Consider the following 11,104-nt stretch of genomic DNA (forward strand, 5'->3'; position numbering starts at 1 on the left):
CCCGGTGGACGGGGTGGACGAGGGAGCCCGCCGGGGCTCAGACCAGGGCGGCCGGAGTCCCGACAGGCAGGGTAAATCGGAACTGGGCGCCGCCGCCGGGCGCCCGGCCGACGGCGATGTCACCGCCGTGCGCCTCGATGAGTCCCTTGACGATGTACAGGCCCAGGCCGGTGCCTCCGCGCTTGCTGCCGCGCCAGAACCGGGTGAACACCCGGTTCATCGACTCCTCGGGGATGCCGGGGCCCTCGTCGCTCACGGTGACAGCGGTCCCTTCCATGACGGCCCCCGGCTTCCCTGGCGCCGAAGGTCCCTGGGCCCTCACCGGGTCCACGTCGATGGTGACGCGTCCCTCGCCGTGGCGCACGGCGTTTTCCAGCAGGTTGCCGAGGATCTGGTCGATCTTGTCCGCGTCCGCCCACAGGTCGGGCAGGTGGGGGTTCACCCGCACCACGAAGCGCTCGACGCGCTGACCGGTGGCGACGTGGCTCTCCACGTGGCGGCGCACCGCCGCGGCGATGTCCACCTTCTGGCGGCGCACCTCCAGGCGCCCGGCGTCGATCCGGGAGATGTCCAGCAGCTCGGCGATGAGCCGGGTCACCCGGTTGGCGTCCGCGTCCACCGTCTCCAGCATCAGCCGCTTCTGGTCGTCGGTGAACCGCTCCCACTTGGCGAGCAGGGTCGCGGTGAAGCCCTTGACGCTGGTCAACGGGGAGCGCAGCTCGTGCGCGACGGTGGCGATCAGCTCGGCGTGGCTGCGCTCGGTGCGGCGCCGGGCCTCGGTGCCCCGCAAACCGATGACCACGCGGAGTACCGGGCCGGTGGGGAACGCCCGGACGTAGCGGGCGGAGACGAGTATCTCGTGCCCCCCGGGGAGCAGCAGGTTGCGCTCCGGCTGGCCGACCCGGGTGTACAGACCCCCGTAGGGGTCGGTCAACGTCCACCAGCGGCGGCCCTCGAGGTCCTCCAGGGGCAGCGCCTCGGCGAGCGGTCGGCCGAGGACCCGCTGACGGTCAAGGCCGGTGATCCGGGCGGCGGCGGTGTTGAAGACGACGATCCGGCCGTCCTGGTCAGCCACCACCAACCCGTCCGGCAGGTCGTCCACGGTGATGCCGGGCAGAGCGGCGCCGTCGTCGAACGGGCCGGCCTCACCGGCCGCGGGGAACGGCTGCGCACCGGGGTCCCCCAGGGGCGCGGGGGCACGGTCCTGTCCGTAGGGGGCGCGGGGCCGCACCGGGGTCACCGTGGCCCGCGGGGTGACCGCGGGGGATCCGGAGACCGGGGGCGGGCCGGCGGCCTCGGTGAGCCGGGGGGCCTGGGGCAGACGGGGCGTTGACGCCCGGGACTGGGACACCTGCGGCTCGGACAGCCGGGACCCGGCCGGGTGGAGCGGGGCTCGGACTCCGCGCCGGGCCCCGGCTCCGCCGTCGTCCGATGCCAACACGTGTCTACCCCCTTCCGGGAATCCCGGGACCGTCACCTTACCTGGAAGACATCACGCCGCGGCACCCTCGGGGGGCGCGCTGGGCGCGTGCGGACGCGTACAGGCACACGGCGGCGGCGGTGGCGAGGTTCAGGCTCTCGGCACGGCCGTGGATGGGGACGCGCACCACCTCGTCGGCGAGTGCGCGGGTCTCCTCCGGCAGTCCCCACGCCTCGTTCCCGAAGATCCACGCGGTGGGCCGGCCCAGCAGTCCCTCGTCGAGTTCGGTGTCCAGGTCGCGCTGGGCGGAGCCGTCAGCGGCCAGCACCCGGACCCCGTCCTGGCGCAACTGGTGCACGGCCTCGGCGACCGGCACCGACACGGCGACCGGGAGGTGGAACAGGCTGCCCGCCGAGGCACGCACCGACTTGGGGTTGTACAGGTCCACCGAGGCGTCGGTGAGCACCACGGCGTCGGCACCCGCGGCGTCGGCGCAGCGCAGCACGGTGCCGGCGTTCCCCGGGTCGCGGACGTGGGCCAGCACGGCGACCAGGCGTGGTCGGGCGGCGACGATCCGCGGCAGCGGGGTGTCCACGAAGCGACACACCCCGACGATGCCCTGCGGGGTGACGGTCTGGCTGACCGCCGCCAGCACCTCGTCGGTGGCCAGGTGCACGACGGCGCCGACGGCCCGCCCCTCGGCGACGATGTCGGCGTGCCGGTCCGCGGCGTCCTCGGTGACGAAGAGCTCCACCAGGGTGGGCCCGGCCCCGTCCCCGACGTGCCCGGCCGCCTCCCGTACGGCCTGGGGGCCCTCGGCGATGAAGCGGCGCTCCCGGCCCCGGGCGTTGCGCCGGGCCAGGCGGCGCGCCGCCACCACCCGCGGGGAACGTGGGGAGGTCAGCACGGGACTCGCCATGGGCTCGTTTCTGGGACGGTTCGGACGGTCGCGGGGTGCCCGGAGAACAGCGGACCCGCAGGCCCAGGTGGCCTGCGGGTCGCACCGCACGGGTCACGCCCGACCCGTCGGTGCCGCTCCGCGCGGGGGATGCTAGGCGACTGACTTCGGGGCGTTCAGGTCGCTCGGCAGGGCCTTCTGGGCCACCTCGACCAGGGAGGTGAAGGCGTTGGGGTCGTTGACCGCAAGCTCGGCCAGGATCTTGCGGTCGATCTCGATGTTGGCGGCCTTGAGCCCCTGGATGAACCGGTTGTACGTGATCCCGTTCGCACGCGCGGCGGCGTTGATCCGCTGGATCCACAACTGCCGGAAGTCGCCCTTGCGCTTCTTGCGGTCGTTGTAGTTGTAGACGAGGGAGTGGGTGACCTGCTCCTTGGCCTTGCGGTACAGACGGGAACGCTGGCCCCGGTAACCGCTGGCCTGCTCGAGGATCGCCCGGCGCTTCTTGTGGGCGTTGACCGCCCGCTTGACGCGTGCCACTGATGTACTCCTTGACGAGGACCGCGAGGAACTCGCGCGGTCCGTGGGGAATGGGTCCTGGTCCGGATGCCGGCCCCCGGGTCACGGGGGCCCCGCATCACTTGCCGAGGAGCTTCTTGACCTTCTTGGCGTCGGCGGGTGCCGTCTCCACCGTGCCGGCGAGGCGGCGCGTCAGCGTGGACGGCTTGCGCTCGAGCAGGTGACGGCGGCCGGCGCGCTGGCGCATCACCTTGCCCGAGCCGCTCAGGCGGAAGCGCTTGCTGGCGCCACTGTGCGTCTTGTTCTTCGGCATCTCGCCGTACTCTCCTCGTCGCTGGCACTCCCGCCGCGCCCGGTCACAGGCATGCGGAAGCGTCGGGTCTTTCGGTTGGCGGTTCCTCAGCGAGGCCCGGGGGCGCCCGGGAGGACGTCCCGGACTACTCCTCGGAGGGGGCCTCGGCACCGACGGCGCCCTGGCGCTTGCGTGCGGCTGCCGCCTCCCGGGCCTCGGCCATCGCCTCGGTCTTCTTCTTGTGCGGACCAAGAACCATGATCATGTTCCGGCCGTCCTGCTTCGGGTTCGACTCCACGAAGCCCAGCTCCCGGACGTCCTCGGCGAGCCGCTGGAGCAGCCGGTAGCCCAGTTCGGGACGGGACTGCTCACGACCGCGGAACATGATCGTGATCTTGACCTTGTCGCCCTGCTTGAGGAACCGGACGACGTGCCCCTTCTTGGTGTCGTAGTCGTGCGGGTCGATCTTCGGCCGGAGCTTCATCTCCTTGATGACCGTGTGCGCCTGGTTCTTGCGCGCCTCACGGGCCTTCATGGCCGACTCGTACTTGAACTTGCCGTAGTCCATGAGCTTGCAGACCGGCGGCCTGGCGTTCGCCGCGACCTCGACCAGGTCCAGGTCATACTCCTGGGCCAGCTCGAGCGCTTTGGCGAGGGGCACGATACCGACCTGTTCGCCGCTGGGACCGACGAGTCGCACTTCGGGGACGCGAATCCGGTCGTTGATGCGGGGCTCGGCGCTGATGGGGCCTCCTCGGTTGCACCGACGCGACCGCCTGGCGGACAGCCGCGTGAGAATGACGTCTTGTCTTCCGCTCCCGCCCCCGATGGGGGGAGCGGCCCTGCACACCGCACCTCGGCCACGCAAGAAGCCCCGGAACGGTCGTGGTGGGCTCCTCATCCCGAACCGCGGTTCACCACCGCGGCCCTCACCGGAGCACCACCGCGAACGCGTCGCGGGGCACAAGGACGACAAGTACGCATGCACTCGCCGCCGGACCGGACCCGCCGGCCTCGCGGCCGACCAGGTGGGAGTGCGGAGCCTCCACTTGCGGGCCGGACGTACCTGTGAACACACGCACACCCGGCCGGTCGTCTTCAGTTTACACCAGCCCGTCGCGATCCTCCGTCCGGCACGGCCCTTCGGGTTCGGGCCGCCGTCGGCCGCCGCGCGGGGCGCGCGGAGCCGGGAGGCACACGCCTCCCGGCTCCACGGGACCGGCCCTTAACGGGCGACGAAGACCCTTTCCCCGGTCGTCCCTCGCCCGCCCCCTGGGGCCGGCCTCCGCTCCCGGGACCGCGGGGCCGCCGCCCCGCGGTCCGGTGCGGACGGGCCGACGCTCCCGATCAGCGAAGCGACTAGAAGATCTTCCTGCCGGTCACGAAGTGCCGCACCGTCTCCTTCGACGTGCCCACCATGTACTCGCGCATGAACGGCGGCGCCTTGCGGGCCGACCAGCCCACCATCCTGATCAGCCGCTGCGGGTTCGGGTTGATGAACCGGGTGGCCGGATCCGCCACGCCCAGGGACGGCGGGATCCAGTCCGCGTCCTGGAGGTGCCCGTACAGCCGTCTGGTGGCGGCGTCCACGGACATCTCGCCGGACTCCACGGCCTCGATGGAGCGCACCATGTCATCGAAGGTCTGTTTGAATCCGTCGTTGTCCGGCCACCAGAGCCCTGGATAGGGGGCCTCTTCCAGCCGCCGGTAGTAGCCGTCGTCGCCGGAGCGCCGGGCCTTGAGGTCACTGTGGATGATCCGGAACGCCCCGGGCAGCGACCCGAAGCTCCAGATGCGGTACACGGTCTGCCACAGGTCGTAGTTCGGCCACGTGATGAACGCGCTGTTGACCAACTTGTCGTTGTAGTCGATGAGGTTCTGCTCGAGGACGTCGACGTACTTGAAACGATCGACGGAGAAGTCGTCCTCGTCGAGCGCCTCCAGCAGCCGCCAGGCGAGCGAGTTGATGATTTCCGCGGTATTGGACATGCCGCGGGAGAACAGCGGGTCCACGAAACCGGCCGCGTGGCTCAACATGGCCCACCGGTGGCCGACGGACTGCTTCGAGGAGTACTGGAGCCGGTCCGTCCGCACGAACTCGCGAACCGAACGGGCGCGGAAGAGCTGTTGGTGCACCAGGGGGAACCGCTTGACGTGCGCCCAGAACTCCTCCTCGGCCGTCATGTCCTCCTGCTTGGGATAACGCCGGGGGTCGAGCTGCACCCCGACGCTGCACAGGTTGCTCGCCGACCTCTTGTGGTTGTTGAAAGGAATGATCCAGAACCAGCCCCGCTCGAACATGTGGTGCATCGTTCCGGTGTGCCAGGGCAGCGGCGGGGTGTCCCTCCGCGAGGCGTTGATGTGCCGGTCGAGCGGCTCCACGCCGATCATGTGGGTGAAGATGGACCGCGCGTGGTGCTTCAGCGGGGTGGGCTCCTCACGCAGCTCGAGCTTCTGGGCCACCGGTGACCGGTAACCACTGCCGTCAACGAGGAAGCGGGCCTGGTACGAGGTGCCGTCCTCACCGTGGACGACGACCTCGTCCTCCCCGAGGTCGATATCGACAACCCGGTAGTTCTGCTTGGCGTGACAACCGTACTTGATAGCCACCGAGAAGAGGTACGCGTCGGTGTCCTGCCGGTAGTAGTGCACGGCCTGGTGCAATACCTTGGGAAGCCGGAACTGGTTGCACTCGTACGGGTCGGGGTACTGCCCGTCCCGGTGAATCATGAATCCGAAGTGTCGTTTCAGGCCCGAGGAGTTCCCAATGAATTTCGTGGTCTCCCCGAGGCTACCCATGTTGCCGATCTCGGGCACGCCGTACCGATGCGCCAACATTCTGAGGTGCACGAGAGTGTAGCCGACCGTCGACTCACCGATGGCGAACCTCGGGTGGCTGCTCGAATCGATGAGAAGGACTTTCTTTCCAGCTCTTGCCAATATCGCTCCCATGATGGAGCCGGCAAGACCCGTGCCGAGCACGATGACGTCGTAGCTATTCTCCCGGTGCTTCATCGTTCGCTCCTCGCCGAGCATCCCGGAAATTCGCGGGACACTCCTGCTGATCACGATGGGTCATTTCGAACCTACGTCGTGATCCAGAAGGCGTACACCCTTATTTCTGTCCGCGGCGAATGCACGGGGCCACCCCTACCGAACGCGGTGGACACCCCACACGAGCTCCCCTGCCGGGGGAGGGCGACCACCCCCGGCAGGCACAGGTCACTCCCCCACCGACTCCAGCAGGATCTCCCCCGGGATGTTCTCCCGGCTCTTGATCGCCAGTTTCCGGTAGATCCGGGTGAGGTGCTGCTCGACGGTGCTGATGGTGATGCACAACTGTTCGGAGATCTCCCGGTTGGTGAGACCCCGCGCGGCGAGGGCCGCCACCCTGCGCTCCGCACCGCTCAGGGGGGCGGCCGCGGGGCACGGGTGCTGCGCCATGTGGCGGCTCCGCTGGCAGCCGTCCTCGAGCGGCGCCGGGTCGATCGGAAGGTCACCCAGCGTCGCACCCGCGCCGCACTCCTCGGCCAGGCGGGCGGCCAGCCGCACCACCGGACGCGCCCGGTCGGGGTTCCCCGCCAGGTAGTGCAGCCGGCCCAGGTCGCCGAGGGCCTGCACCAGGCGCAGCCGGTCCCCACGGGCCCGGAAGACCTCGATCGCCTCGGCCATCAGGTCCGCGCTGTCCCGCGGATCGCTCGCCGCGGCCAGGGCGTGCAGGGCCAGCCCCCGGGGGTGGGGACGGTCGGACGGGAGCATGGCGAGCTGCTCCCGCGCGAGCTCGGCGGCCCGCTCCCGGTCGCCGAGCAGCAGGTGGGCCCGGGACGCCTCCGTCCGCCACGGGATGACCGCCGGCTGGTCGATGCCCCACTCCCGCATCAGCGCCCCGCACCACATCAGGTCACCCAGCGCCGCGTCCGGGCGCCCTGCCGCCAGGTGGTGGCGCCCCCTGGCGTACAGGTAGCCCAGCCCGTGCCAGGTCCGGAACATCATGTCGGGTACCGGCATGTCCAGGTAGCTGCTCGCGGCGGCGTAGTCACCGGTGTGCGTGGCGGCCTGCACGATGCAACTGATGGGTTCCCCCACGGCGACGCCCCAGCCCTCCGCGGGAATCCGGGCGAAGCACGCCTCCACGTACGCCCGGGCCGCACGGGGGTCCCCCAACCGCAGCGCCAGGCGCCCCCGCAGGGCGAGGAACTTCGCCTCCCAGGTGGGCACGGAACGCACCCGGGCCTCGTTGAGCCACCGCTCGCACCAGGTGAGGGCCTCCTCGGGGCGGTCGACGAACTGCAGGGTGAGCACCGCCGCGTAGATCGACGAGTGGCTGTTCTCCTCGAGCTGCAGGTTGCGCATCGCGGACACGACCTCGTCGCCCAGCGCGTCGTCGGGGCCTTCGCTCAGCACCCGCGACCACGCCGAGATACACCGGAAACGCGGGCCGCCGTCCACCTCCCGCTGCGGCCTCGTCCTGCTGTACGGCACTCCCCGGGAGGGCCGTGGGTGCATCACGACGAACAGCTCCGTGATCAGTCGGGCCTCGGCCGCGACCGCGGTGTTCGTCGCCCAGTTCCTGCGGGTGATCCGGCACAGCACGTCGATGGCCTCGTCACAGTAGCCGTGCCACATCAGGAACTTGGTCAGGGGCAGCGCGCGTTCGTCCGGCAACCGGTTCTCCCGCAGCGCGGTGGAGAGCTCCGGCAGGTGGCGGGCGGCCAGCAACGGGTTCTGCAGCCAGGCCACGTCGGCCAGCATCGCGAGCAGTTCGGGGCGGGCGTCCTCGTCGCTGACCCGCAACGCCATGTCGAGGCAGGCGTAGGCGTCGGCGTGCCGGTTGGCTGCCAGCAGCCACTCGGCCGCCCGGCGCAGCACCGGGAGCGCCCACGGTCCTGGGGCCTGTTCCGCGGCCAGGAGGTGTCGGGAGACGACCACCGCGGTGGCACCGTCCTGGTACCGCAGCTCCGCGATGCTCATGTGGAGGTCGGAGAGCTCCTGTGGGGTGAGGGCCCGCAGGATGTCGGCGCGCAGCTCGGCGTGCCGAATCCGGTACCCGTCGAGCACGCCCACCGAACGCAGCGCGCCCACCCACCGGTCGACCAGTCCGGGATCGTCCTCGGACAGCAGTCGCCGCACCAGGCCGGGGCTGCCTTCCTCGCCGTCGAGGACCGCGAGGACCTGGGTCAGCCGCACCGGGACGGGGCCGCCCCTTTCCACCCAGCTCAGCACGACGTTGCGGAAGGACCGCCCGATCACGGCCCCGGTCCCGTCGGCACCGCTGAATCCGTCGTCGATCAGGGCCCGCACCAGCAGTGGCACACCCCCGCTGTGCGTGTGGTACTCCGTCGCCAGCGCCTCGGCGCGAGCCGGGTCGAAGCGCTCGGCGAGCATCTCCCGCACCCCGTCCCGGGAGAGCCTGCCGAGGTCGACGCACCGGTAGTTGGGCTGCCGCAGCAACTCGGCGTGGAGCTCGGGCAGCCCCGGCGACATCGTCTGACACTCGGTCAACACCAACGCGACGCGGGTGGTGCGCAGCCAGCGCAGCATCAGGAACAGCCAGTGCATGGACAGCGGATCGGCGTACTGGACACCGTCGAGGCAGATCAGCAGTGGCTGGGAGGCCGCGGTCTCCACCATCTTGGCACTCAGCTGGTGGAGGAAGGCGGCAGTGTCCGCCCGCATGTTCGACGGACCGCCGGGGGTCGACTCGGACTCTGGCTGGTCCCACGAGTTCAGCCGGTCCAACAGGGCGGACACCTGGCAGCCCGGCCGCCACGGCAGGCTCGGATGCCGTAGGAGCTGGGCGATGGCGCTGCCGGCCACCTGCCGCTCCGCACGGGAGGTAGTGGCGGTGACCACCAGGAAACCCGCCTCGGCGGCCCGCTCGCCAAGGGCACAGAGCAGCTCGGTCTTCCCGCTGCCGGCCTCCCCCCGGATCATGACGCAGCCTCCGCTGCCCCGGCTGGCCGTCGCGAGCAGGTCGTCGAGTGTGGCGATTTCCTCTTCCCGTTCGACTATCCGCATTGCCCCTCTTTCTCCTGCGTACGCCCTCGACGCGCGCCAGGGGGTTCCGGAGGGGCACATGTCCGACGTGCCCATCGCATGGATACTCCGGCATCCTCCGGTACGCCTGCGAAGACAGTCACGGTCATCGATAGCCACCAGTCGAGCGTTCCCAGTGGCCCCGGCTCGATCCGGTTGACCGGGCGCGCGGCTCGAGTGTGTGGAGAAGTCACCAGCAGAACCTCAGGGCCCCTTGTCCCCATGGCAATCCGGCAAAAGGTGGTCTTCCAGCCCACGGGCGGGGACGGCAGGGAACAGCGTAGTTTCGGCCGCTTCCAGTCGAGCTTGACGGCAAGTACTTTCCGGCTCGACATAGGGGTGGGCAGGGGGGACGGGGCGGCGTCCTAGGGGTTCGGGCCTCGGGGACCGGTCCGCGCCGCTGTTCCCGGTGGTGGGGCGGCCACCGGAGGCGGTGCCGACGCGGGGGCGCAGCGGGACACGCCCCGGCGGGGGACCCTGCGGGGGTCCGCACTACCCTGGGCGTCGAGGACCGGGGACGGATCGCTCCGCCCGCCCCCTCTGCCCGGCGAGACCGGTCCGCGCCGCCTGCCGGCCGTCCGTGCCCCGACGGCCCGGTGTGGCCCGCCCCGAGGAACACGACGACCCCCTGACAGGTGAGAGAGCCATGAGCGACGCGACCCCACAGCCGCCGGACGGCGGTCCCCAGCCAGCCGACGGCTCCGGGCAGCCGACCGCCGACTACGACGCGATGACCCGCGACATCGCCGACGTGCCCGCGGTGGAGGTGATCACCACGGTCGCGGTGCACCTGATGAGCGCGGCGGCCGTCAACCTCGGGCTCGCCGAGTCCGAGGGAGCGCAGCACAAGGACCTGGACGAGGCCCGCAAGCTGATCACGTCGCTCGCCGGCCTGGTCACCGCGGGGGCCCCGGAGATCGGCAGTTACCACGCGGCGCCCCTGCGGGACGGACTGAAGGCACTCCAGCTCGCCTTCCGGGAGGCCTCGCTGGTGCCGGACCCGCCGGGACAGGGACCGGGCGAGAAGTTCACCGGTCCGGTGTACGGCTGATCCCCCCACGACGAGGACTCCTCCGCCGGCCCGCACCTCGGTCCGGTCGGAGGCCGTCGTGCCGGACCCCAGTCCCCCGGTCCCCCTGCCCTCTCGGTCAGCGGCTCAGCGGCTCAGCGGCTCAGCGGCTCAGCGGGAGAACAGCGCTCGGGCCGGGAGCGGGGTTCCCGGGGGGAGCACGGCGAGTTCCAGCCCGTGCACCAGCCGGGCGCGCAGCACCTCGTTCCCGGCCAGGGCCCCGGCCACCTCCCGGGCGGCGCGGGCCACCTCGACGCCCGGCGCGAAGACCAGGCCCAGCGTGCCGTCCCCCCCGCCGCCGGGCACCAGGTGCGCGCCGACCACGGCGGGCTGGGCGGCCAGCACCGTCCGCACCGCCTCGGCCACCTCGGGGTCGCGGGTCGGTTCCAGGTACTCCCGGCCCTGGGCGAGGGCGCGCATCGGCGCCCCGCTCAACTGGAAGGTCGCCGGGCCGGCCAGGTCGATCACCAGGGTGTCGGCCCCCTCGTGGTAGGCGGCCTCCACCGCCTGGCGGGTGCGCACCGCGACCGGCCGGGCGTCGGGACGCCAGCGGGCCAGGGACTCCAGCGAGGTGAACGCCGGCAGGGCCCGGCTGCCGTCCGGGGTGGTCAGGGTGGGTACCGCCATGTCGCTGGTCTTCTCCCGGCGCAGCCCGTCCGGTCCGGTCTCCACCTCTCCGAGCACCGCGACCACGGGGACCAGGAGCCGGGCGCCGGACAGGGCCTCGAGCACGGCGCGGGCCGACCCGTCGTCCGGGGTGCGCGCGTACTGCTCCAGGGCCCGGGCCAGGCCGGGATCGGCCCCGCCCTGGTCCCCGGCGAAGCCCGGGTCGGGAACGTTCTTCAACGACACGCCGCGAGCCTACCGGTC

Annotated in this window: 9 protein-coding genes; 1 reads left to right on the plus strand and 8 read right to left on the minus strand. The window is 71.5% G+C overall.

Features of this window, described 5'->3' with window-relative positions:
• Positions 1 to 37: 37 nt before the first annotated feature.
• From A3IG_RS0104040 to A3IG_RS35645, 7 genes are all read right to left on the minus strand, one after another.
• The gene (locus tag A3IG_RS0104040) at positions 38 to 1,186 is read right to left on the minus strand and encodes a sensor histidine kinase (protein WP_051087381.1); all 1,149 of its coding nucleotides are present in this window, start codon (positions 1,184 to 1,186) and stop codon (positions 38 to 40) included.
• 292 nt (positions 1,187 to 1,478) lie between these two features.
• Positions 1,479 to 2,339: a TrmH family RNA methyltransferase gene (locus A3IG_RS0104045; protein ID WP_018382259.1), complete on the minus strand. Its 861-nt coding sequence runs from the start codon at positions 2,337 to 2,339 to the stop codon at positions 1,479 to 1,481.
• Positions 2,340 to 2,471: 132 nt separating this feature from the next.
• Positions 2,472 to 2,858, minus strand: coding sequence for a 50S ribosomal protein L20 (rplT, locus tag A3IG_RS0104050; RefSeq protein WP_018382260.1), 387 nt, complete (start codon positions 2,856 to 2,858; stop codon positions 2,472 to 2,474).
• 97 nt (positions 2,859 to 2,955) lie between these two features.
• Positions 2,956 to 3,150 (minus strand): 50S ribosomal protein L35, encoded by a 195-nt coding sequence (gene rpmI, locus A3IG_RS0104055; RefSeq protein WP_018382261.1) that lies wholly within the window; start codon positions 3,148 to 3,150, stop codon positions 2,956 to 2,958.
• A gap of 124 nt (positions 3,151 to 3,274) precedes the next feature.
• On the minus strand, positions 3,275 to 3,916 hold the full coding sequence (gene infC / locus A3IG_RS0104060; protein WP_104530657.1) for a translation initiation factor IF-3: 642 nt from the start codon (positions 3,914 to 3,916) through the stop codon (positions 3,275 to 3,277).
• A gap of 572 nt (positions 3,917 to 4,488) precedes the next feature.
• Positions 4,489 to 6,165, minus strand: a complete 1,677-nt coding sequence (locus tag A3IG_RS0104065; RefSeq protein ID WP_051087379.1) for an NAD(P)/FAD-dependent oxidoreductase — start codon at positions 6,163 to 6,165, stop codon at positions 4,489 to 4,491.
• Between the two features lie 186 nt (positions 6,166 to 6,351).
• A complete protein-coding gene (locus A3IG_RS35645; protein ID WP_018382264.1) occupies positions 6,352 to 9,147 on the minus strand; it encodes a LuxR family transcriptional regulator in 2,796 nt (931 codons plus the stop codon).
• Between the two features lie 664 nt (positions 9,148 to 9,811).
• Here A3IG_RS35645 and A3IG_RS0104075 point away from each other — a divergent pair.
• Complete coding sequence (locus A3IG_RS0104075; protein WP_018382265.1) at positions 9,812 to 10,216, plus strand: DUF1844 domain-containing protein; 405 nt, start codon at positions 9,812 to 9,814, stop codon at positions 10,214 to 10,216.
• A 129-nt stretch (positions 10,217 to 10,345) separates the two neighbouring features.
• Here A3IG_RS0104075 and A3IG_RS0104080 read toward each other — a convergent pair whose 3' ends face one another.
• On the minus strand, positions 10,346 to 11,086 hold the full coding sequence (locus A3IG_RS0104080) for an SseB family protein (RefSeq protein WP_018382266.1): 741 nt from the start codon (positions 11,084 to 11,086) through the stop codon (positions 10,346 to 10,348).
• Positions 11,087 to 11,104 lie beyond the last annotated feature (18 nt).

The organism is Wenjunlia vitaminophila DSM 41686 (assembly GCF_000380165.1).
Lineage (GTDB): Bacteria > Actinomycetota > Actinomycetes > Streptomycetales > Streptomycetaceae > Wenjunlia > Wenjunlia vitaminophila.

Bases quoted from the DNA above. Each gene is read 5' to 3' on its own strand.
- A3IG_RS0104045 (WP_018382259.1), bottom strand. From the start codon at position 2,339: ATGGCGAGTCCCGTGCTGACCTCCCCACGTTCCCCGCGGGTGGTGGCG.
- rpmI (WP_018382261.1), bottom strand. From the start codon at position 3,150: ATGCCGAAGAACAAGACGCACAGTGGCGCCAGCAAGCGCTTCCGCCTG.
- A3IG_RS0104065 (WP_051087379.1), bottom strand. From the start codon at position 6,165: ATGCTCGGCGAGGAGCGAACGATGAAGCACCGGGAGAATAGCTACGAC.
- A3IG_RS35645 (WP_018382264.1), bottom strand. From the start codon at position 9,147: ATGCGGATAGTCGAACGGGAAGAGGAAATCGCCACACTCGACGACCTG.
- A3IG_RS0104075 (WP_018382265.1), top strand. From the start codon at position 9,812: ATGAGCGACGCGACCCCACAGCCGCCGGACGGCGGTCCCCAGCCAGCC.